The following is a 22545-nucleotide window of genomic DNA, read 5'->3' as shown; positions in this document are numbered from 1 at the left end:
GAAATACCTGTTCATGGTGAGGAAAAACCATTTGTGTGGGGTGTTTGGGTGTCACTCAGCGAAGAAAGCTTTAAAGAGTGGATTGAATGCTTTGATAAAGAAAAACGTTCGCATATTGGCCCATTTTTCGGGTGGCTTAATGCCTGGTTAAAGCCGTACCCAGAAACCATCAATTTAAAAACCAAAGTACACCTGCGCGATAAAGGAACTAGGCCGTATATCGAGCTAGAGCCAACAGAACACCCTTTAGCAGTGGAGCAACGTGAAGGTATGTCAAAAGAACGAGTTGCTGAAATTTATTCAATCATGATGCATGGCAAAGAGGCCTAACCATGCCATCAAATCCGACGCTCGTACCTCGCGCGGCTTATGGCAACCGTTATGCACAAGGTAAGAAATGACCATCGATAAGGCACTTCGCGCTCTCGAAGCCTTTCAAGGAGACTCACTTACCGAGAGCCTCTCCGACATCGAAAGTCGCATCATCGGCCTCGGGGTAGGAGACGTTGGGGAGTTATGTGCGGCTCAAGGAATCGACGAAACCTTCATGGATTCCGCCATAGCGGTGAAGCGCGTTGCGGGTCAAATCAACGTCATTATCCATGCCGCCGGCATTCTTCGCTCCCTGCCTGGCATCATTGAGCCTGGGGAAAAGGTAGAGAGTGTCTCCTTGGGTGCTGGAAACACAGGGCGTCAGTTTGACCTTGAGACAAACATGCGCGTCGCCGAATACAAGTTTATTGACTGGCAGGGCGGTCCAGAGTCAATTCGTCAGAATGGCATATTCAAGGACTTTTTCGAGCTAGCAGAGTATGAGACCCACAAGAAAAAGTACCTATACGTTGTCGGCACCGAGTACCCGCTAAAGTTCTTCAGCGGGGGGCGGGCGCTAACCAGTGTTCTGAGTCGGTATCCGAAGATCTTGGAGCGTATCCAAGAAAAATATGGAGATAGTATTACCAAGGTCAGGGATTACTACGAGATGAAGAAGCGTGAAGTGACAATTTGTGACGTCACACCATACATTGGCAGAAATGCATAACCAGTGCAGGCAAGGGACGCTCCTCACGTCGCGCCCCTGCTGCAAGCGTTATACGGCTTGGCCGCACACAAAACGGTAAGCAAAAACTAAGTGTCCAAAAAGTCAAAAACAACTCCGCCAGATGACTATTTTTCTGCGGGGCCATTACAGATGGCTCGTTATGGTAAGAATATTATCTTCCAAACAAACTGGCCAGAAGATACATTTGATGAAATGCAGCAAAAACTCGTTGAGCAATTTCCAGAGGTAGTGCGAGACATCGAAAACACTATTTGCAAGATCGTTGACATTGTCATAGATCTACCCCCAGAAAAAGTGTTACAGCGAGCGTGGGGTGAAATGGCCGTTCACCATATGGGAATGGCCTCTGAAAGTGATGCGGATGCAGACGATGTGGTTTCGCTTCGAATGGTTGACTATCTCCAGAGCGTAATAGCCTCAGTTAAACCGAAGGGCCCTCCTAAGGACGAAGTAGAAGAGGATGACTGGCAAGTATTACGCGACTCAGTCGAGGAATTGTTTAATAAATTAAATATTGATTATCAAATTAGTAAAACTGCACTTCGAAGAAAGGAAGATCCTGATTTTGATATAGAGTATGAAGAATTCTATTACAAAGCTCAAATGTATTGGTGCAATATTCGAGGTCACCGATATCTTTATCATGAGGAGGAACATTTTATAGATCTTGTATCTCCGCACTCAGATATCTTAAGCACACTGTTTGGAATAACCGCCGAGCGGCTTGTTACTGAAATATCGAAAATTCAGCATGCGTTGACAAGAGGGATTATTGAGGCTGGTCTTGAGTTAAAGGAATTTCAGAAAGTTACTATGGATGCACTTGAGCCATTACTTAGAGATAATGAAAAAGTAACCCAAGACGAAATTAGAGAATTAATGGCAGGGGTCATTCGAGACAATGGATGGGAAGAATGGCAAGCAGATGTATTTGGACGATTTCTTGGATTAGACCTTTTTGATTTGGAGAAGGTGACGCAAATCCCAAAATTGCTTTTAAATGAGCTGGCGTGGGAGCAAGGCCAAGATGTGGAGTTTTTTGCGGACGGTGAATACAAAGGTTGGCCTTTACGCATATGGCCTATTTTCAAACGACCATTTATCAAGTTAAATGAAAGGTACTATTGCTTTGATCTGTACAGCTTGCTCGACAATTTCTATAGAGTATTACAAAAAAGGGTAATAGCATTAAACGAAGCATACCGCACAGAATGGAACAAAAAGCAAAAGGAGATATCTGAGGAGCTTCCATTTAAATATCTACTGAAACTGCTTCCTGGCGCGACAATATACCGTTCTGTCTACTATAAATGGCATTCGGGTGATGCTAGAAATAAACAGTGGTGCGAAGCCGATGGGCTACTTATCTATGATGATCATTTATTTATCATTGAAGTAAAAGCTGGAGCGTTCACATATACATCACCAGCAAATGATTTTCCTGCATATATAGAATCAATTAAGAATCTGGTTTTGAAACCTGCAGTTCAAGGAAAGCGCTTCCTTGAATATCTTAAAAGCGACAAAACAGTAGATATTTTCGATGAAAGCCACATTCAAGTTGGTCAATTGTCCAGCGAGGATTTTCGTCATATCACAATCTGCCCTATTACACTTGATACATTCACAGAGCTAGCTGCGCAATCGCAACATTTAAAAGCCCTTGGCGTCGATGTTGGGGATTCTCCTGTTTGGTCTATTTCGATTGATGATTTGCGTGTTTATTCAGATGTCTTTGTAAACCCTTTGATATTTCTTCACTTTGTCGAGCAACGCATGCGAGGATTTAAGTCTGACATTATTCAAACAGATGATGAATTAGATCATCTTGGCTTATACATCAAACATAATGTTTACACTCAGTACGCAAAAGAGTTGCAGGCGGGTTCTAAGGCTCAACTTAACTTTATCGGATACAGATCGGATGTAGACAAATATTTCACAGAGAAATTACACGAACCTAGTACGCCTTCTCCACTAAATCAAGAGATGCCAGAATATCTGGTCGAAATTGTTAGAGTCTTATCTGAGAGCGGTAAGCAAGGAAGATCCAGTGTTGCTAGTTATCTTCTAGATTGCGGAGGTAGTTGGCGAAACAATATCGCCGATGGTATAGGGAAGACATTAGCGAGCCAGAAAATACATAAGAGACCTCTACCACTATCTACTTATGGTGACATTAGATTAACAATTTTTTGTTGGCAAGATTCATTCCTTCCACGTAACGAAGAAATGGCAATAGATCACTCTCGAGCAGCAATGCTTGTCACGGGAGATAACGATAGGCTGATTCTTGAATTATTCTTTACTAGCGAAGGGGTACTTAAGGACGTTGATTGGAGCAATGTAACTCTGTCAGATGTTTCGGATTCAGATATGGAGCGCTTAAAGAGTATTGCTAATACCCTCAAGGCCAGGAGGATTGAAAAAGCAGGAAAGATAGGCCGAAATGATCCTTGCCCATGTGGGAGTGGGAAAAAATATAAAAAGTGCTGTCTTCAGCAATGATAAGAATTGAAACTTTAATTGCGCCGTATAACAATGTGCTTGTTCGGACGCAAACTACGCTGTGATCTAGCACCACTTTTGTGGACAGTTTATCACTGTACTGCTGAAGAGGCGCAAGATGGGAAAGACCATCAAGAAAAACTATGACCGCTACACTCTGGAATTCAAACTGCACGCCATAAAACTGTCCGATCATCCAAATATCACCGCGCTGGATGTGGCGGAGACGCTAGGTATCCACCCTGTCATGTTGTATCGTTGGCGAATGGAAAAGAAAAATGGAACCTTGCGTGAAAACAAACAGATGAAGAAGAAAGCCAAGCCATCCCGGAAAGCAAAACCACAGCCTGATCCCATGGTCGAGAGGCAGGCCGAATTACTAAAAGCTAATAAACGAATTAAGGATCTCGAGAAGACTCTGGCAGCAAAGCAAGAGGAGCTCGATATCCTAAAAAAAGCCAAGCGGTTCTTTTCGAAAGCAAGACGGTAAGATTTGAATTTATCGAGAAGAACCGCTGTTTTCATAAAGTGTCGACATTATGTGATTTATTGGGTGTCTCCACGAGTGGTTTTTATGCCTGGCGTGTACGCCCGATAAGTCAGCGACGCCAATATGATATTCAGTTAATGAAACTTATTCGTGAGTTGCATCAAGGGCATCGTCGAGCCTATGGGGCCGCCAGAATGCATTGGGAATTACGTAATCGAGGCTATGGCTGCAGCCGCAGGCGCATCAACCGCCTTATGCGCGAGCTTGGCATTAAGGCCTCAACGACAGGGTTGTATGCGTGGAGACCAGGGCAGCATGAGTTTTATTCGTCAACGGGAAACCAGCTCAAGGAACTGCAGGAGCCGGGAAAAGTGGGTGAGCAGTGGGTCAGTGACTTCACCTATATACGCACCCGGAATGGATGGATCTATCATGCTGTCGTGTTGGATCTGTTCAGCCGAAAAGTAGTTGGCTGGTCGTTCAGTAAAAAACGAAACACTGAATTGACGAAGAGCGCATTAAGAATGGCCTTGGTACGAAGCAAACCAGACACCGACTGTATATTCCATTCTGACCAAGGCATTGAGTATGCCGCTCATGAGTTCCGGGACATGGTTCTAGGTGCAGGATTTGTGCGTAGCATGAGCAGAAAAGGAAACCCGCTGGATAATGCCACTATGGAATCCTATTTCCATACAATGAAAGCCGAGCTTGTTCATCAGAAAATGTTTGAAAATGAAATTGAAGCCGTGGCTCATATTGTGGAGTACATTGAATTCTACAACCGGGAGCGATTGCATTCCTCATTGGGCTATCAATCGCCAGATATGTATGAAAAACTATTGGCTTAAGGCGTCCACAAAAGTGGTGCTAGATCACTGCGCTTCGTTTGCGCCGCACAGCTTTGTCGTTAGGGGCAAGAGAGCATCTGCATGGAAAATCTGTTTAGTCAGCCTGAAAGTCTAATTACAGCTGCAGCTACGGTGGTGTTAGCTATTTTAACCGGCTGGTATGTAAGACTAACTCATCACATGCTAAATGAATCGAGATCTACTAGAGAACCAAATGTGTGGGTAGATGTTGAAGTTTCGTCGTATCTAGTGAAGTTTCTTGTTGGTAATAGCGGTCCTTCACCGGCAAAAAATTTGAGATTCAGTATTGTTGATAAGGTTCCTTGGAGATGTATGGAAGGCTATGCATTCGGGTTCTCCGAGATAGTAGGTGTTAAAAATGGAATTTCGTATTTGGCGCCTAGTAGAACTCTCAAGTTTGAAGCTGGCTTTATAGACGACAACAAAACCTTTACGGATGAAAATAGCGAAGTAACTATTTCAATAGAGTATGACTCAGAGCAAAAAAGAATATAAAGAAAATATTTGTTATACATATGCGTCAGTATGATGGTGTCTTGTTCGAGTCATTCACCGACCCAGCTTCCAAAATTTCCAGTGCCATAAGAGATGCTACTTCTAGCTTTGAGAGAACTAGGAGTGGCGATAAGATATTTAAGAATATAAGTAAAGCGAGATGTCCAGTTTGTAGGGAGCTAATAGAAAATGGAGCCAAGAAGTGTCCAATGTGCCATGAGTTTATTGGCAGTGAAAATCGCCCCTAACAACGGCGGTCAATCTGACCCAATTCCGCGGCGCAAATTTTGTGCTTTAAATAGCACAAAATCTTCACCACTCCATTGGTCAGCTTACCGCTAACGTTGAGGCTGTAGAAAAACCCCAAATTTGCTAACATCACTCTATATATAAAAACATCGTCGGGGGGATTGATGGCACGCTTCAAAGACTACAGCTACGAGCAGATGACCATGTTGCCGGTGTCGTTTGATCGACAGATACTTCCCGGCAGTTTCGAATACAATCTCACCTATCTCATTGAAGAGTGCCTGGACCCCTCCATTTTTCACCATCGCTACAAAAACGATGATGGCGGGCGTCCAGCTTATGATCCAGCGATCCTGTTGAAGGTTGTTTTGTTGGCCTATTCAAAAGGGATCACCAGCAGCCGCAAGATCGAGCAGCTGTGCCGCGATAACATTCTATTTATAGCCATATCCGCCAATAGTCAGCCTCACTTCACCACCATCGCCGATTTTATTTCCTCCTCTCATCAAGAAATCGAAAAGCTGTTCCTCCAGGTACTGATGGTCTGTGACCAGGAAGGCCTGATCGGCAAAGACATGTTCGCCATCGATGGCTGCAAGCTGCCCAGCAATGCTAGCAAGGAGTGGAGCGGCACCCAGGCCGATCTTAAGAAAAAGAAGCTCAAAATGGAAAAGGCCGTGCGGCGCATGCTCAGCAAACATCGCGAAGTAGACAAGCATGGTCTCGATGAAACGATCGTCGAGCGGCAAAAACAACAGTGCCGAAAGCTGGCCAAGACCGCCAAAAAGATCCAGGCCTTTCTCGACAGCCACGACGACCGCAAAGGCGTCAGTGGTCGCACCGTACAGAGCAACATCACTGATAATGACAGCGCCAAGATGAAAACCAGTCACGGCGTCATTCAAGGCTACACCGGCGTCGCCACCGTTGACGCCAAGCACCAGGTCATCGTCAGTGCTGAAGCCCACGGTCAAGGTCAGGAGCACAACCTGCTCAAGCCCAGCCTCGAATCGGCCAGTGCCAATCTCAAACTCAACAAGCAGGAGCGTCGCCAGATCAAGATCACCGCCGACAGCGGCTATCACAACCTAAGCGCCTTGCAATACCTGGATCAGGAAAAGCTCGACGGCTACATCGCCGATGTTGGCTTTCGATCACGCGATCCCCGTTTCAAGGACTACGAACGCCACAAGCCCGTCACACGGCTCAAGCCCAAAGAGCGCTTCACCTCAAATGAATTCAAGGTCGATCTCAAGCACAAAACCTGTATCTGTCCCGCCGGCAATGCCATGTGGTTGCAGTGCGAAGAGACAAAAATCGGCAACAGCCTGTTCATGAAATTCCAGGGCTATGAAAATGATTGCCGTCACTGTCATCTTAGAAAACGCTGCCTCAGATCAGAGCAACAAAAGAGCCCGCGCCAGTTTGCCGTAAAGCTAGGCAACACCAAAAAACATCAACAAACCAGTCTCATCGAGAAGATGAAACAAAAGATCGACAGTGCCATGGGACGGCATATCTACAGCCAACGACTGGGCACTGTTGAACCTGTATTCGGAAATATCACCAGCAGTATAGGATTCAAGCGATTTAGTCTGCGAGGAAAACAGAAGGTCAACGGTCAGTGGCAATTGATTAGCATGATCCACAACATATTTAAAATACACCGATATGCGTGGAATGGGGCATAACGAATGGAATAGGTCTCAAGTATCGGGAAGAATTGATCTGTATTATTTCTCGGTGAGGATTGGATCAAATGGGGAGTAGTAAAATATTAACTGAGGCGAGTGATGGTGGTGAGACTTGTATTTGGGTTTTTCTACAGACTCGTTGTACGGCATAAGCGTCGCCCTGGCGTGCAGCCGCGTGGCCATGCACCTGCGTACGCGCTCAAACATCGCGGCGCTCACCGGCACGTGCCTGGCCTGGCTGGTTATCGCGGCAGCGCTGTTGGATGCGGTGGAGAATTATGGGCTGATCCGGTTACTGCTGGGATCCTCCGGCGCCGGCTGGCCCGCCGTGATCCAGTGGCTGGCCGCGGTGAAATTCACCCTGGTCGGCCTGGGCCTTGTGTATCTCGTCGTCGGCACCGGCGTCCTCGTCGCGCCGAGGTTATTGCAAAAAGAACAAGGCGACGGTCAACGCCGCAAGTAACGCCACCAGCGCCAGACATTCAGCAGGCTGGCCAAAGAGGAGGCGAAATAGGTCAGCGCGCAGGCCTTGAGGATGCGACGCGCCGCCTTTTCGTCCTTGGGGTCTAGATAGCCCCCCGCCTTCAACAGGGGCATGGCGCGACCGAAGCTGGCGTCCCATTCCACCGGCAGGGTGATCAGGTGCACGACCGTGCCGATGGCCATGCTGCCAATCGCCACGGCAAACATGGCGGCGCTGGCCGCCGGCGAGCGCGTGATCAGCGCCACCAGCGGCAACACCATCATCACCCCGGCACCGGTCTTTTCCGCTGCCTGGGCGATATTCACCAACCGGGCGCGCCACTTGAGCGGGGCGTAGTTGAGATGATCCTGAATGGCGTGGCCCACTTCATGGGCCGCCACGGCGACGGCGGTAAGGGACTTGCCGTTGAGTTTATCCGGGGTCAGCCGCACCACTTTGGCGACGGGGTCATAATGATCGCCCTGCTCGGTGCCTTCCACCTTCACCTTATGCATGTCGAACTGCTTGAGCAGGTGGCGCGCAAACTGGCCGCCGTCGCCGGGATAATCCGGCCGCGGTTTGCTGTAACGGCGCAGCACCGCGCGGGCCCACCACTGCGGCCCGAAGATCAGCAATAACAACAGCACAGCGATGATCAGAAAGTGCACGGCACCTCCCGCGGGGGTGGCAACAGAGGGGAATTACAACTTGGCGATGGGGTGCTGGCGCGCCTGCCCGGCCGGTTCCAGATGTTGCACCGCATGTTTGGCCTCATACAGGCTGATCGCCTTGGGCGTAAAGTGCACGCCGCGAAACTCGCCGTTGAACATATCGGCCAACACGAAATAGACCTTGCCGGCCTCGAAACTGAACTGGCGGCTGCGCGCCATTTCAGTCAGTTCCCAGCGACCGCGCACCTGGGTGCGGTTACGCAGGGTGACGCGCACATCGCGCGGTTTGAGCCGCACCATAGTGTATTCGCCCTTGGCCAATGCCATCAGATCTTCACCGTCGGCCTCGACATCGAGGACGTTTCCGGCAAACCCCATGGGGTGTTCGGTCTTGGGGCGAATGAAATAGACCGTGGCGTGGGGACGACTGGAGTCGGCCTGGATCAGACTGTGGCGGTTGTTGACGTCGGTGATCCGGAACATGGCACAGGCCGACAGCAACAGGCCGCAGCTCAGCAGCATCAGCCCGGTGATCAGGTTGGCTCGATTCAATGTCCCCGCTCCCGCGATTTAATCCGATTGCTGCTTGACAGTTTACGGTATTCAAAGGTCCGTCGCCATACCGGGGGCGGCTCAGAAGGTGTTCTTGCTGCCGAAATAGACCTTGCGCCGCTCCAGCCCGAAGGCGTAACTGACGTCGAGACGCAGCTGCAGATCGACGAAGGCCTTGAGCCTGACACGCAAACCGACACCGACGCTGGATTCGAGGTCGCCGAAATCGATCACGCGATTGTCGTCATAGGCGTTGCCGACATCGGCAAAGAGCACACCGCGCGCCGGGCTGTATCCCCATAGGGGCGCCAGCAACTCGAGGTTGACGACGAAGAAGGAACGCCCCCCAATGGCGTCCTTTTCATAGCCGCGCAGGTCGCGGCTGCCGCCCAGGATATAGGGGAAGTCGTCGATGGGCACGCTGCCGCCGGTGCCGCCGAAGCGCAACTGCAAATTGAAGTTACGATGCTGCGGGATGGCGCCGAGGGGAAAATAATGGCGGTAATAGGCGTGATTGCGACTATAGGGGGTATCCGAGCCCAAAGCCACCAACCCGTGGTCGCTGACGAAACCGTATTCCAGCCCCTCGCGACTGTAGAGATAATTGTGCACTCGGGTATAACGGAGGGCGAACGAGATCCCCACGGCCTTTTCCGGCGACCGGTCCAGGGGGACACCGAATTGCTGGTCGTGGAGTTCGTAGCGCCAGAAGGTGCCAAAGCCCACATTCCAGCCCTGCGAAGGGCCCTCGCGGCTGAGCCAGCGCGACACGCCGACATCGAAGATATTAAAGATCCGATCATGCTCCGCCACGGTCTCTCCCAGGCTGTCCTGGGTCAACTCCGGCGATACCTCGCGCTTCAGCCCGAGGCTGAGGCCGTAATGGGTGCCGGCGACACGCGGATAATCCCAGAATACATCCGCCGCATGGACGGTGCGATCGCTGGCGAAACTGCCGCTTATCACCTCATAGGTCAGCCTAAGGCGCTGATTGAGTCCATTCAGATTGTCCACCGTCAGGCGGCCGCCGTAACTGACCTCGCCGTCGGCGTCCCGGTCCAGCTGCGGCAAGGGGATAATATAGATCTTTTCGTCGACGCCGATTTCCAGGATTTTGCCCTCCTGTCCCGGCAGCAGACGCGCCTTGACGGACTTGAACAGGCCCAGGTCCATAATGGCCTGGCGCGAACGCTCGATCTTCGCGGCGTCGACCGAATCGCCTGCGCGGATCACCATCTCCTGGAGCATGATGCGCCGCTTGGTCGTGTCATTGCCGACGAAGCGGATCTCCTCGATATAGCCGTTTTCGACCTCATTTTGTTGCGCCGAGGCCTGGGCGAGGGGCACGATCAGGGCCAACGGCAGGCAACCGAGCGGTCGTAAAATCCTTCTTAAAAACAACAGCATACAGTTAATCTTTAACACCTCTAGCAAGCCCGACGGGAAGCGCTTCAAAACACCGTCTCTATACGAATATATCGGCAGATCCGCGAGCCGGCTGCAAACCACGGGCAAAACATCGCAAATCCGAGGGGTTGTAGTATAATGGCGCGCTTTCGAGTATCCAGGCATCAACAATAACGAGCAGCCCCCCGCCCCAACTGGCAAGGCACTGACACAAGCGCCGCGGGAGTGATACCACCAGGTTTCCATTTCGCAATCTCATTTGAGCTTAAGGAGGACCCCATGTCCAGAAAACATCCCGTTGTCGCCGTAACCGGTTCGTCTGGCGCTGGCACATCGACCGTCAAGAACGCCATGGAACACATCTTCCGCCGCGAAGGCATCAAGGCCGCCGTGGTTGAGGGTGACAGCTTCCACCGGTACGACCGCAAGGAGATGAAAGAAGCCGTTGCCAAGGCCCTGGCCGAAGACCGCACTTTGAGTCACTTCGGTCCCGAGGGTAATGTCTTCGACAAACTGGAAGAACTGTTCCGCAGCTACAGCGAAACCGGCACCGGCAAGGTACGCAAGTACCTGCATAATCAGGATGAGGCCGCCCCTTACAATCAGGAGCCCGGCACCTTTACCCCCTGGGAAGACGTGGAGCCGGGCTCAGACATCCTGTTCTACGAAGGCCTGCACGGCGGCGTCGTCACCGAGGATGTGGACGTAGCCCAGTGGGTCGATCTGCTCGTAGGCGTGGTGCCCTCGGTCAACCTGGAGTGGATCCAGAAGATCCATCGCGATAACAAAGAGCGCGGCTATTCCGCCGAGGCGGTGGTCGAAACCATCCTGCGCCGCATGCCTGACTACGTCACTTGCATCGCACCGCAGTTCTCGCGCACCGACATCAACTTCCAGCGCGTGCCAATCGTGGATACCTCCAACCCGTTTATCGCCCGCGACATCCCAACGCCGGACGAAAGCTTCTGCGTCGTGCGCTTCCGCTATCCGAAGAAGCACGACATCAGCACCTATTTGCAGATGCTGCAGGGTTCCTGGATGTCACGCCCCAATACCATGGTCCTGCCGGCCGGCAAGATGGGGATGGCGATGGAAATCATGCTGACACCCATCATCCACGACATGATGGAGAAAAAGCGCACCGCCAGCTAAGCTCAGCCGCGACGGCCATGCCGTGTGCTATTGACAAGGGGCCTTTTCAGGCCCCTTCGTTTTGGCAAAACGGCAAAAGGGTGTGGTATAACGTAATGCGTTTGTCGTAGGGCGGCCCCCCATACCGCATCAAAATAGAGGTTTTTTCTTGTTGTCGGCCAAACCACTCTCGCTTACCCGTTCGCTGCGCCTGCTCTTGGTACTGCTGCCCCTGTCCCACAGTCAGGCGGCCGAACCCGTGACGGCCGACACCGTCGACCGCGCCGCGCTGACGCAGGCCACCCTGGAACTGCAACGCGACCTGCTGCTGGCACAAGAAAAACTCCAAGACCGGGAGCGGCTAGGGCTGGCCCTTTATCTCGACATCACTCCGTCCGCCAAGGGGAAAATCCAAAGCATCCGTATCAGTCTGGATGACCAGACCGTGGTCCAGCGCGACCTGACGGCCGTGGAACAGGACCTACTGACCGGCGGTGCCATGCAGGAATTGGGCGTCATCGCGCTGCAGCCCGGCACCCATGTGCTCAAGACCACCGTCACCGGCAGCGGCCGCAGCGTCACCAAAACGCTCGCGCTGGACAAATCCCCCGGCCGTGACCACCTGAAAATCACCATCACCACCCTCTTGCAGCAGCGCAGCCCGGACATCCTCTACCGCCACGACACCTGGGCGGCGATCCAATGAGCGCGCGCTGCCGTCACGCCGTTATCGCCCTGGCGCTGGCATTCGGCGGTATCACGGCCAGTCCAGCGGCGCACAGCGAAGAATTCGAGGCGGAAAAAATCAGCAACCCCTTGCTCGGCCACGCCTACCTGACGTACCGGGAAGGGGATCGGTTTCGCGCCATGGCCATGTTGATGGCGGCCGACAAACTCAAGCGCCTCGGCGACGACCGCGACCTGGCCCGGCTGTTTCTGGCCGACAATTTCGCCAGGCTGGGGCTGCATGAAGAAGCCCTCGCCATGTATACCCGTCTGGCGCGCCAAAGTGTAGGCCCGCAAAGCATGCGCGACAGCGCCTGGCTGGAACACGCCAAACTGCAGCTCGTGCTGGGGCGCATGGACGCCGCCCTGCAATCGCTGACCCATATCAAACGCAGTTTGAGTCCGGCCCAGCGAGTCGAACGCGACAGCATCCGCGCCCGCGCCCTGCTGGAGGCCGGCAAGCGACAGGAGGCCCTCGCCGCCCTGCCGCGCATCAACGACGAATCGAGCTGGGCACTCTATCAATTGTTCAACATCGGCGTGCAGCTGATCGAGCACCGCAACAAAAACGGCGCCCTGATCTTGCACCAGATCGGCCGGCTGGCTGACAGCCGCGACCGGGAGGTGGAGGCGATCCGCGACCAGGCCAACCTGGCGCTCGGCTATTCGCTGCTCAAGATCGGTCAGCCCGACAAGGCGCGTGGCTACCTGGAGAAGGTGCGCCTCAAGAGTCATCTGTCCAACATCGCTCTGCTGGGCATGGGCTGGAGCTATTCCAGCGATCAAAACTACGAACAAGCCCTGGTGTTCTGGATGGAACTGGAAGGCCGTCCCTACCGCAGCGCCTACGGCTACGAAACCATGCTGGCCGTGCCCTACGCCCTGGCTAAGGCCGGCGCCTTCAATCAAGCCATCGAGCACTATCAGGCTGCACAAAAGCAGATCGATGCCGATACTCAGGACATGAACGAGGCCAAGAAAAAGATCAACAGCGATCTGTTTCCCAAGCTGATCAGCGCCATTCCGACTGATGAGACCGGCTGGCTCGAGCATTGGCAGAATACCCCGGAAGCACCGGAGCAACGCTTCCTGCCGCTGCTGCTCGACAACCCGGAATTCCAGGCCGCCCTGCTGGAATATCGCGCCCTGATCAAACTCGGCGCCCAACTCGAGTCGCTGGAGAGCGACATCGGCGCCATTGAACAACACCAGGATCGCAGCCGGATGGACGCCGATGTCGCCGCGCTTCAGCGGCGCCACCAGACCATCGGGCGGCAAATCGACAAGGCCCGGCAGCTGCAGCTCAAACAGCTCAAGCAAGAGGCGCTCAGGACACTGAGCCGCTACCAGGCCCAACTCGCCGGCCATGTGGATCAAATCAAATTCGGCATCGCCCAAGCCATCGAAGGTGGCACCTTCGAGCTGGAGGAAGGGCTGCAATGAAGCCTCGTGCACTGGTCGCCTTGCCGCTCGCCTTGGTGATCGCCGGCTGCAGCACCAGCGGCAGCGATACTCTGGGCAGCCTCAAGGGTAAATCCATCGAGATTAAAAAAGACGCGCCGGTAACGGCGTCGGTGGACGACGCCATCAAGGCCTATGAAGAACTGATTCAAAAAAGCGGTGATGCCGAACTGAGCGAAAAGGCCCTGCGCCGTCTCGGTGACCTGGAAATGCAACGCATCGACCGGCTTTATGAAGAAGGCGACGGCGAACACGTCACCCCGGAAAGCTACGCCAAGGCCATCGATGCCTATCAAACGCTGTTGACCCGTTATCCGCGTTACTACGACCGTGACATCATCATCTATCAACTGGCGCGCGCCTACGAACACAGCGGCCGCCTGGACAAGGCGGTCAAGGCGCTGAAGATCTTCGCGCGCGACTATCCCAATTCGGAGCGCGCCGACGAGGTCGGCTTCCGCCTGGGCGAATTGCTGTTCCAGGAGGGCCGCTATGATGACGCCGAAATCGCCTACGCCGGCATCGTCGGCCGCGGCCAGGTCAACAACCGCTTTTACGAGCAGGCCCTGTTCAAATACGCCTGGTCCATTTATAAGCAAGACCGCTGCCGCGCGTCGCTCGACCCGTTCTTTACCGTGCTCGATCTAAAACTGAGCCGCAACATCACCCCGGCGGAACTGGCCGAAATGGCATATCTTTCGCGTTCCGACGTCGAACTGATCAACGACAGCTTTCGCGCCGTCACCCTGTGCATCTCCATGCAGGGCGACAGGGATGCGCTCACCAATTACCTGCGCGGTAAATCCGCGCGGGTCTACGAGTTCATCGTCTATCAGAAGCTGGCTGAACTCTATCTCAAACAGGAGCGGCCGCTCGCCGCCGCCGCGATCTATAGCTCATATTTCGATCGTAGCCCCTGGCACCCCTACGCCTTGATCCTGCATGACAAGGCCATCGATATCTACACCACGCAAAAGTCCAAACAGGAAATCGTCGCAGCGAAGAAGGAATTCGTACGCCGTTACGATATCCTCAGCGAACACCTCGACAAGACGGTCCACAACGATTACTACCGCTACCTGCTCAAGAGCGACAACCAAAGCCAGTCCCGGATACGCGCGCGCCTCAAGGTCCACCTGTTGGATACCGCCCAGTACCACCACGCCAAGGCCCAGCAAACCGACAACCTGCTCGACTTTCAGGAGGCCGCCGACTGGTACCGACTCTATCTCGCCCACTTCCCCCGGGGCGAGGATGCAGCGCACATCAACTTCCTGCTGGCCGAGGCCCTGTTCGAAGACAAGCTCTACGGCGAAGCGGCGCGCGAGTTCGAACGCACCGCCTATGAATACGGCACCCATGACGACGCCGCCGAAGCCGGCTACGCCGCCCTGGTGGCCTATACCGAGCAGGACAAACTACTCACCGGTCCCGACAAAAAGGCCTGGGGCCAGTCCGCCCTGCAAAGCGCACTGTCCTTCGCCAAGGTCTTCTCCAAGGATCCCAGGGCACCGGCGGTACTGGCCAAGGCGGCCCACGAACTCTACGAGGGACGCCATTACAGCGATGCCGTCATGGCGGCGGAAACCATCCTCAACCGCTATCCCAAGAGCGATGCCGACATCCGCCGCACCGCCCTCGTCGTGCTGGCCAACACCCAGTTCGAAATGCAGAACTTCGAAATCGCCGAACTATTCTATCTAGAGCTGCGCCTGCTCATCGGCGAGGACGACCCATTGCAGGAAGAGGTGCGCGAACGCCTGGCCGCCAGTATTTATAAACAGGCCGAGCATTTCCGCGCCCGTGGCGCCGTCACCAGCGCCATCGAAGAATTCAAACGCCTGATCGAGACCGTACCCAACGCCTCCATCCGCGCCACGACCGAATTCGACATCGCCACCACCCACATCATCCTCGACCAGTGGCAGCAGGCCGCCGACGCCCTGGAGGCCTTCAAACGCAATCATCCCAAGCACGCGCTGATCAACGATGTGGAAGAAAAACTGGCGGTGGCCTATATGCGCCTGGAGGACCCGTTGCGCGCCGCCGAGGCGCTGCGTGACATCGTCGACAATGCCGCTTCGCCCGAAGCCAAGCGCGAGGCCCTGTGGCAGGCCGCCGAATTGTATGAAGAAGCCGGCGACCGACACAAGGCCGCCACCACCTACAACGCCTATGCCGAAATGTTTCCCAGCCCGCTGGAGCCGGCCATCGAAGCCCTCTACAAGGCCGGTCTGATGCACAAGGCCGTCGGCCGCGACAACTACTATCGCATTCAACTCGAGAAGATCTACGAGGCCGACCACAGCGGCGGTCCGCAGCGCACCCATCGCACCCGCTATCTGGCGGCGCAGGCCGCCTTCGTACTGGCCGAGCCCCATTACGAGCGCTATGCCAAGATCGAACTGGTCGAGCCCATCCGCACCAATATGCAGCTAAAAAACCAGCTCATGAAACAGGCCTTGGAGGCCTACAACAAGGCGGCCGAACTGGGCGTGGCGGAATACACCACTGCCGCCACCTTCCGCATCGCCGACATGTATGCCGACTTCAGCCGCAAACTGTTCGACTCGGATCGCCCCACCAACCTCGATGACGAAGAGATGGAGCAATACGAGCTGATGCTGGAAGAGCAGGCCTTCCCCTTCGAGGAACAGGCCATCGAACTGCACGAAACCAATATCGCCCGCATGACCGACGGCGCTATCTACAACGACTGGATTGAACGCAGCATCGGCGCCCTGGCCAAATTGGTGCCGGCCCGTTATGCGAGGAATGAAACCCATGATCTTGCCGCCACGACAGCTAATTAGAGGCGTAGGCATCGTCTGCCTGACGGCCCTGCTCGGGGCCTGCAGCAGTACCGGCGCCCCGCAGCCCCCCACTGGCGCAAGCGCGCAGCAGGCAACCAGCGGCGGCGACGCGCAACCGGAAAGTACAGCGGCGGGCACACAACAAAGCGACAAGCCGGCCCTGCCCTCGGCCGTGGTGAGCGAGTTCGAGCGCGGCGTGCGGGCCCTGCAGGCCAAGGCCTACGACCAGGCCGAGGCCATTTTTTATGACATGACCCAGCGCTACCCCGACCTGCCCGGCCCCTATGCCAACCTGGGCGCGGTGCTATTGGCTAAAAAAGACTACGAAACGGCCGAAACAGCATTGAAGCGGGCGCAGCAACTCAACCCCGGCAATGCGGAAATCTACAATCACCTGGGCATGCTATACCGCCGCGACGGACGCTTTGACAAGGCCCTGGAGGCTTATCGCCAAGGGCTGGAGATCGCACCGAACAACAGCAACCTGCTGCGCAACGCCGGCATCTTGCTGGAGCTGTATCTCAACACCCCCGCAGCGGCGCTGGAATATTATCAGCGCTATATTGAACTGAAACCGGATGACAGACAGGTACAAATATGGATCGCAGATCTAAGCCGGCGTATCGAACCTTAAGTACGGGCACCGCCGTTCTTTGCCTGGCGCTATTGCCGGGCGCTGCCGCGCCCCAGGACGCGGAGGTACAATTGCAATCCGAGGGCATGAACGTCTACGGCCAGAGCGAGCTGCCCAAGGTGCTCTACATCGTGCCGTGGAAACGGCGCCAGCCCGGCGAGATCGAAATGCCCGCCAGCAAAAGCCTGGCCAGCGACGTGCTGGAACCGATCGATCCGGAAATCTTTCGCCGCCAGATCCGCTATCATGAGCTGATCCTGCAAAGCCAGCGTACGCCACAACCATGAGTTATACTGGCGGGTTTACGATAGATCCCGCTATTTTTTAACGCAATTATCCAATCTCAAGTAAGTGCTCTAAGGAGACAATGATGGACGCTTTTTCCACAATCGTGCGCTTCTTCCAGGAAGGCGGGGTTTTCATGTATTTCATCCTACTGCTATTCGCGGTGGGCCTCGCCATTGCCATCGAACGTTTTATCTACTTGCAGTCGGCTAAGAGCAAAAGCCGCAAGATGTGGAACAACGTGGTGCCCCTGATCCAGGCCGGCAATTTCGATCAGGCCAGCGAACTGGCGGCCAAGTCCAAGGCCACCATCTCTCACATGCTGGCCTACGGCCTGGCCCGCATCAAGGAACGCACCCAACACCGCGACGAAATCGAGACCGCCATGGAAGAAGGCCTGATGGAGGTTATCCCGCGCCTGGAAAAGCGCACCCATTACCTCGCCACCCTGGCCAACATCGCCACGCTGATGGGCCTGCTGGGCACCATTATCGGTCTGATCCAGGCCTTCACCGCCGTGGCCAGCGCCGATCCGTCGCAAAAGGCCGACCTGCTGTCTTCCAGTATTTCGGTGGCCATGAATACCACCGCCTTTGGCCTGATGGCGGCCATCCCGCTGTTGCTGATGCACGCCTTCCTCAGCACCAAGACCACCGAGCTGGTGGACAGCTTTGAAATGGCGGCGGTGAAATTCCTCAACATCATCACCAAGGACAGCAGCGCGGGCTGACCCCATGAGATCGCGTTTTCGTCGTGCCCACCGGCAAGCGCCGGAGCTGGATATTACCGCCTTCATGAATCTGATGGTGATCCTGGTGCCGTTTCTGCTCATCACAGCGGTGTTCAACCAGGTCAACATCCTGGAGATGAACCTGCCGGAGCAGTCGGCGGAGGAGACCCGCGCGGATCAAACGCCGCCCGAGTTCCAGCTCGAGATCATCCTGCGCGATGACACGCTGGTGGTGGGCGACCGCCCCGGCCGGGTGCTCAAGCGCATTCCGCTGATCAGCGAGGAGGAAGGCTATGATCTCAAGGCCTTGCGCGAGCTGTTGCGTGAACTCAAGGCGCGCTTTCCCGACGAGACCGTCGCCACCCTGCTACTGGAACCGGACGTGCCTTACGAACGCCTGATCCACGTCATGGACGCCACGCGCCTGATCGAACTGAAACGCGACGACAAGACCGTCCAGGCCGAATTGTTCCCCGACATCGCCCTGGGTGACGCGCCAGCGGCGAAAGGAAAGCCTTAACCATGAAGATGTCGCGCAGGGCCCGGCGCATGCAGCGCCATCACGGACGCTCGAAACGCAGCGCCATCAATCTGGTGTCCTTGATGGATATCTTCACCATCCTGGTGTTCTTCCTGCTGGTGAACTCCTCCGACGTGCAGAACATCCCCAACACCAAGGAGATCCAGCTGCCCGAATCCATCGCCGAGCAACGCCCCAAGGAAACCCTGTTCATCATGGTGAGCGAGGAGGACCTGTTGGTGCAGGGTCGCAAGGTGGCCTCGGTGGACGAAGTGCTGGCCAGCGATGAAAACCTCATCGCGGCCTTGAAACAAGAACTGGAATACCAGGCCGGCCGCAGCCGCATCCCGGCGGAGCAAGAGGCGCGTCGCGAAATCACCATTTTGGGCGACAAGCATATCCCCTATCGCCTGCTGAAGAAAATCATGATCACGTGTAACAGCGTCAACTACAACAACATCTCGTTGGCAGTCTCCAAGAAGGGTGGGACACAAGGTTAGTTCAGTGAAAGCAGTTTTACCTTACAACCTGGCCCTGCCCTGGTCCGCCTCCCCCGAGGTGGAACGGCGTTTCCGTATTATCGTCGTCGTCTGTCTGGTGCTGGCGCTGATCATGAGCTTCATCTTTCCCTTCATCGACCTGCCCGAACGTGACCGGGTCGAAGCCGAGAAGATCCCGCCGCGGCTGGCCAAGATGCTACTGGAAAAGAAAAAGGTCGAGCCGCCCAAGGTGGAACCCCCCAAACCGGTAGAACCGGAAAAGCCCAAGGTCGAGGAACCGAAACCGGAGCCCAAGCCGGAACCGAAACCAGAACCGAAACCAGAACCGAAACCCGAGCCTAAGCCAGAGCCGAAACCCGAGCCCAAGCCCAAACGCAGCGTCGAGGAAATCCGCCAGAAGGCCGCCAGTACCGGCGTGCTGGCCATGAAGGACATGCTCGCCGACCTGCGCGAATCCAAGCCCGTGGAAGACCTCAAGCAGGCCACCAAGCCGCTGCAGACCGAGGGGACCAGCGAGCGCGCCCAGGCCCGCTCGGTACTCACCGCCAAGGCCGGCAAGGGCAGCGGCGGCATCGATACCTCCGGGTTCAGCCGCAACGCCAGCGACAACGAACTGACCGGCCGCCAGACCACCCAGGTCGACAGCGAGATCGAGGAAATCGAAGTAGCCACCGGCGCGCCTCAGGACGCTCGCGGTCGCTCCGAAGACGAGATCAAGAAGACCATGATGGCCAACTACAGCGCCATCGACAGTATTTATCAACGTGCCCTGCGCAAAAATCCGTTCCTGCAGGGTAAGGTGTTGTTCCGCATCGTCATCCAGCCTGACGGCTCGGTGTCCGAATGCACCGTGTTGGAATCGGAGCTCAACGATGAGGCCCTGGAACGCAAACTGGCGCTGCGCATCAAGCGCATCAACTTCGGCGCCAAGGATGTGGAAACCACCAGCATCGACTTCCCCATCAACTTCCTGCCGCCGAGTTAAACGCCCGCTCTATCAATTCTGTCCAGGCACGTGTAGCAAGCAAAAGGGCATGTCGCTAAAGCCTGCCGCGGCGGCCGCCGATATCTGTTGGCATATTCCATACTCATGAATCAGCGCCTGCATAAGACGGACGAGACCTCACAATGAAAAAACTATTCAACCCCGCTACCGCCTTGATGGATCGCTTCCGCTATCCGGTGAAGTTCACCGTAATCTTCGTCTTGATCATGATCCCGCTGATCACGCTCAGCTACCTGCTCATCGCAAACGTCAATGACGAAATCAAGCTTTTCAAGAACGAACGTAACGGCCTCAGCTACATCAAGAACGTACGCCCACTGATCGCCCAGATCCAACAACACCGCGGCATGACCGCGGCCTATCTCAACGGCGATGTTGGTTTTAAATCCAGAATCACGCAGAAGCGTGAGGATGCAGATGCCGCGTTCGAATTATTGACGGCGACCGACAAGGCGCTGGGCACGGCATTGGCCACGACCGGAATGGTCAGCGATATCCAGGCGCAGTGGCATAACATCAAGAACAATTCGCTGCACATGCAGGCCGCGGACAGCATCCGCGCCCACACGCAAATGATCAGCGACCTGTTGGCGCTGCTGATGCATATCGCAGACAAATCCGAGATCACGCTCGACCCGGAACTGGACACCTATTATCTGGGCGATGCCCTGGTCAGCAAGCTACCGCTGCTGACCGAGGCCATGGGACAATCGCGCGCCCTCGGCTCCAGTATTGCCGCCCAGGGTCAAATCGGGCAAAAGGAGGCGGTGCGCCTGTCGGTACTGGTGGATCGCATCAACGCCAACAACAACAGCCTTGATGCCGGTCTCGAGTCTGCCATGGACCACAATCCCGATGTCGCCGCCGCCTTGAAGCAGTTCATCGACGAGAACGACCACGCCATCGACACCCTCGAAAACCTATTGACGCGCGAGCTTCTCGACACGGAAAACATCACCGTGGATAGCGGCGCGGTGTTCAACGCCAGCACCAAGGCCATCGATAATGCCTTCGAGCTGTTCGACAAGGCCCTGCCCGTGATGGACGACCTGCTTGCCGAACGTGTCGACGCCTACATCCGGCAGGAGATTATCGCCATCGCCATCGTCGTCTCGGTATTGCTGGTGGTTGCTTATCTCTTCACCGGCCTTTATTTTTCGGTGCACACCGGGGCGGACCAGATCCGCGCCGCCGCCCAGGCCATGGCCAAGGGCGACCTGACCGCCCGCGCCCGGCTCAACAGCCGCGATGAGATGCAGGAGATCGCCACCAACTTCAATGACATGGCCGGCCATATCGAAGAACTGATCAAGAGCATCATCAACTCCGCCAATCAACTGGCCAGTGCCACCGAGGAAGTCTCGGCGGTGGCCAATGAAACCGCGGGCAACATCGAACAGCAAAGCCGCGAAACCGATCAAGTGGCCACCGCCATGAACGAGATGTCGGCGACAGTCACCGAGGTGGCCAACAACGCCGGCAACGCGGCCAACGCCGCCAGCGCCGCCAACAACGAGGCGCAAAACGGTCTCACGGTGGTACAGGGCGCCAGCAGCACTATCGATCGCTTAGCCGGCGAGGTCGGCAACGCCGCCGGCGTGATTCAAGGCCTGGCGCAGGAAAGCGAAAACATCGGCACCATCCTCGACGTCATCAAGGACATCGCCGACCAGACCAACCTGTTGGCGTTGAACGCCGCCATCGAGGCCGCCCGCGCCGGTGAACAGGGTCGCGGCTTTGCCGTGGTAGCCGACGAGGTGCGCACCCTGGCAGCGCGTACCCAGCAGTCCACGTCCGAGATCGAGGAGATGATCACCAAGCTGCAAAGCGGTGCCCACAATGCGGTCAGCACCATGACCCAAGGCACCCAGACCGCGCAGCAGAGTGTGGAGCAGGCCCAGCAGGCCGCCGCTGCGCTGAAGGCCATCACCGAGGCGGTGGGCACCATCAATGAGATGAACACCATGATCGCCAGCGCCGCCGAAGAACAAAGCGCCACCGCCGAAGAGATGAACAAGAACATCACCAATATCCATTCCCTGGCGGAGAGCAACGCCTCCGGTGCAGCGCAGACGACTGCGGCAAGCGAAGAGCTGGCCAAACTGGCAGCCCAGCTACAGGGGCTGGTGAGTCAGTTCAAGATCAGTGTGTAGGCTGCGCACAGCGCAGCCATAACCCTGATGCAGCTATAGCAAGGTAGGTGTAAGAAACGCAAAGAGCGCAGAGGCGCAGAGGCGCAGAGGCGCAGAGGCGCAGAGGCGCAGAGGCGCAGAGA

At 55.3% G+C, this 22545-nt stretch carries 21 protein-coding genes; 18 read left to right on the top strand and 3 right to left on the bottom strand.

Features of this window, described 5'->3' with window-relative positions; genetic code table 11:
* Positions 1 to 397: 397 nt before the first annotated feature.
* From Tel_14065 to Tel_14035, 7 genes are all read left to right on the top strand, one after another.
* On the top strand, positions 398 to 1042 hold the full coding sequence (locus Tel_14065; GenBank protein ID ALP54171.1) for a hypothetical protein: 645 nt from the start codon (positions 398 to 400) through the stop codon (positions 1040 to 1042).
* A gap of 150 nt (positions 1043 to 1192) precedes the next feature.
* The gene (locus Tel_14060; GenBank protein ALP54170.1) at positions 1193 to 3571 is read left to right on the top strand and encodes a hypothetical protein; all 2379 of its coding nucleotides are present in this window, start codon (positions 1193 to 1195) and stop codon (positions 3569 to 3571) included.
* 118 nt (positions 3572 to 3689) lie between these two features.
* Positions 3690 to 4061, top strand: a complete 372-nt coding sequence (locus tag Tel_14055; GenBank protein ALP54169.1) for a hypothetical protein — start codon at positions 3690 to 3692, stop codon at positions 4059 to 4061.
* A 38-nt stretch (positions 4062 to 4099) separates the two neighbouring features.
* A complete protein-coding gene (locus tag Tel_14050; protein ALP54168.1) occupies positions 4100 to 4912 on the top strand; it encodes a transposase in 813 nt (270 codons plus the stop codon).
* A gap of 333 nt (positions 4913 to 5245) precedes the next feature.
* On the top strand, positions 5246 to 5428 hold the full coding sequence (locus Tel_14045) for a hypothetical protein (protein ID ALP54167.1): 183 nt from the start codon (positions 5246 to 5248) through the stop codon (positions 5426 to 5428).
* A gap of 413 nt (positions 5429 to 5841) precedes the next feature.
* Positions 5842 to 7368 (top strand): transposase, encoded by a 1527-nt coding sequence (locus tag Tel_14040; GenBank protein ALP54166.1) that lies wholly within the window; start codon positions 5842 to 5844, stop codon positions 7366 to 7368.
* Between the two features lie 184 nt (positions 7369 to 7552).
* A complete protein-coding gene (locus Tel_14035; protein ID ALP54165.1) occupies positions 7553 to 7834 on the top strand; it encodes a hypothetical protein in 282 nt (93 codons plus the stop codon).
* On the opposite strand, the gene Tel_14030 is transcribed toward Tel_14035, so the two are convergent.
* From Tel_14030 to Tel_14020, 3 genes are all read right to left on the bottom strand, one after another.
* Positions 7819 to 8502 carry a peptidase gene (locus tag Tel_14030; protein ALP54164.1) on the bottom strand — a complete coding sequence of 228 codons (684 nt, stop codon included), beginning with the start codon at positions 8500 to 8502 and terminating at the stop codon, positions 7819 to 7821. The two genes, Tel_14035 and Tel_14030, sit on opposite strands and share 16 nt — an antisense overlap.
* 33 nt (positions 8503 to 8535) lie before the next feature.
* A complete protein-coding gene (locus Tel_14025) occupies positions 8536 to 9057 on the bottom strand; it encodes a hypothetical protein (protein ID ALP54163.1) in 522 nt (173 codons plus the stop codon).
* Between the two features lie 81 nt (positions 9058 to 9138).
* On the bottom strand, positions 9139 to 10416 hold the full coding sequence (locus Tel_14020; protein ALP54162.1) for a hypothetical protein: 1278 nt from the start codon (positions 10414 to 10416) through the stop codon (positions 9139 to 9141).
* Between the two features lie 327 nt (positions 10417 to 10743).
* On the opposite strand from Tel_14020, the gene Tel_14015 reads away from it, so the two are divergent.
* The 11 genes from Tel_14015 to Tel_13965 all read left to right on the top strand — a co-directional run bounded on the left by Tel_14015 (position 10744) and on the right by Tel_13965 (position 22423).
* Positions 10744 to 11616, top strand: coding sequence for a phosphoribulokinase (locus Tel_14015; GenBank protein ID ALP54161.1), 873 nt, complete (start codon positions 10744 to 10746; stop codon positions 11614 to 11616).
* 148 nt (positions 11617 to 11764) lie between these two features.
* Complete coding sequence (locus tag Tel_14010) at positions 11765 to 12301, top strand: hypothetical protein (protein ID ALP54160.1); 537 nt, start codon at positions 11765 to 11767, stop codon at positions 12299 to 12301.
* Positions 12298 to 13764 (top strand): hypothetical protein, encoded by a 1467-nt coding sequence (locus tag Tel_14005; GenBank protein ALP54159.1) that lies wholly within the window; start codon positions 12298 to 12300, stop codon positions 13762 to 13764. Before Tel_14010 ends, Tel_14005 begins: the two co-directional genes overlap by 4 nt.
* Positions 13761 to 16595 (top strand): hypothetical protein, encoded by a 2835-nt coding sequence (locus tag Tel_14000; GenBank protein ALP54158.1) that lies wholly within the window; start codon positions 13761 to 13763, stop codon positions 16593 to 16595. The genes Tel_14005 and Tel_14000 overlap by 4 nt, the downstream gene beginning before the upstream one ends.
* Complete coding sequence (locus Tel_13995) at positions 16567 to 17229, top strand: hypothetical protein (GenBank protein ID ALP54157.1); 663 nt, start codon at positions 16567 to 16569, stop codon at positions 17227 to 17229. The genes Tel_14000 and Tel_13995 overlap by 29 nt, the downstream gene beginning before the upstream one ends.
* Before the next feature lie 32 nt (positions 17230 to 17261).
* Positions 17262 to 17516, top strand: coding sequence for a hypothetical protein (locus Tel_13990; protein ALP54156.1), 255 nt, complete (start codon positions 17262 to 17264; stop codon positions 17514 to 17516).
* Between the two features lie 83 nt (positions 17517 to 17599).
* Positions 17600 to 18244 carry a flagellar motor protein MotA gene (locus Tel_13985; protein ALP54155.1) on the top strand — a complete coding sequence of 215 codons (645 nt, stop codon included), beginning with the start codon at positions 17600 to 17602 and terminating at the stop codon, positions 18242 to 18244.
* A 4-nt stretch (positions 18245 to 18248) separates the two neighbouring features.
* Positions 18249 to 18764, top strand: coding sequence for a hypothetical protein (locus Tel_13980; GenBank protein ALP54154.1), 516 nt, complete (start codon positions 18249 to 18251; stop codon positions 18762 to 18764).
* 2 nt (positions 18765 to 18766) lie between these two features.
* On the top strand, positions 18767 to 19264 hold the full coding sequence (locus Tel_13975) for a hypothetical protein (protein ID ALP54153.1): 498 nt from the start codon (positions 18767 to 18769) through the stop codon (positions 19262 to 19264).
* 4 nt (positions 19265 to 19268) lie between these two features.
* Positions 19269 to 20249, top strand: coding sequence for a hypothetical protein (locus Tel_13970; GenBank protein ID ALP54152.1), 981 nt, complete (start codon positions 19269 to 19271; stop codon positions 20247 to 20249).
* 143 nt (positions 20250 to 20392) lie between these two features.
* The gene (locus tag Tel_13965; protein ALP54151.1) at positions 20393 to 22423 is read left to right on the top strand and encodes a chemotaxis protein; all 2031 of its coding nucleotides are present in this window, start codon (positions 20393 to 20395) and stop codon (positions 22421 to 22423) included.
* Positions 22424 to 22545: the final 122 nt, after the last annotated feature.

The sequence above is a fragment of the Candidatus Tenderia electrophaga genome (assembly GCA_001447805.1).
GTDB classification, from domain to species: Bacteria; Pseudomonadota; Gammaproteobacteria; order Tenderiales; family Tenderiaceae; genus Tenderia; species Tenderia electrophaga.
This window is presented reverse-complemented; position numbering and strand designations above follow the sequence as displayed.

Coding starts and splice junctions, on each gene's coding strand:
- Tel_14035 (ALP54165.1), top strand. CDS start 7,553: ATGCACCTGCGTACGCGCTCAAACATCGCGGCGCTCACCGGCACGTGC.
- Tel_14005 (ALP54159.1), top strand. CDS start 12,298: ATGAGCGCGCGCTGCCGTCACGCCGTTATCGCCCTGGCGCTGGCATTC.
- Tel_14040 (ALP54166.1), top strand. CDS start 5,842: ATGGCACGCTTCAAAGACTACAGCTACGAGCAGATGACCATGTTGCCG.
- Tel_13975 (ALP54153.1), top strand. CDS start 18,767: ATGAAGATGTCGCGCAGGGCCCGGCGCATGCAGCGCCATCACGGACGC.
- Tel_13995 (ALP54157.1), top strand. CDS start 16,567: ATGATCTTGCCGCCACGACAGCTAATTAGAGGCGTAGGCATCGTCTGC.
- Tel_14000 (ALP54158.1), top strand. CDS start 13,761: ATGAAGCCTCGTGCACTGGTCGCCTTGCCGCTCGCCTTGGTGATCGCC.
- Tel_13985 (ALP54155.1), top strand. CDS start 17,600: ATGGACGCTTTTTCCACAATCGTGCGCTTCTTCCAGGAAGGCGGGGTT.
- Tel_14045 (ALP54167.1), top strand. CDS start 5,246: ATGGAAGGCTATGCATTCGGGTTCTCCGAGATAGTAGGTGTTAAAAAT.
- Tel_14060 (ALP54170.1), top strand. CDS start 1,193: ATGGCTCGTTATGGTAAGAATATTATCTTCCAAACAAACTGGCCAGAA.
- Tel_14015 (ALP54161.1), top strand. CDS start 10,744: ATGTCCAGAAAACATCCCGTTGTCGCCGTAACCGGTTCGTCTGGCGCT.
- Tel_14065 (ALP54171.1), top strand. CDS start 398: ATGACCATCGATAAGGCACTTCGCGCTCTCGAAGCCTTTCAAGGAGAC.
- Tel_13965 (ALP54151.1), top strand. CDS start 20,393: ATGAAAAAACTATTCAACCCCGCTACCGCCTTGATGGATCGCTTCCGC.
- Tel_13980 (ALP54154.1), top strand. CDS start 18,249: ATGAGATCGCGTTTTCGTCGTGCCCACCGGCAAGCGCCGGAGCTGGAT.
- Tel_14055 (ALP54169.1), top strand. CDS start 3,690: ATGGGAAAGACCATCAAGAAAAACTATGACCGCTACACTCTGGAATTC.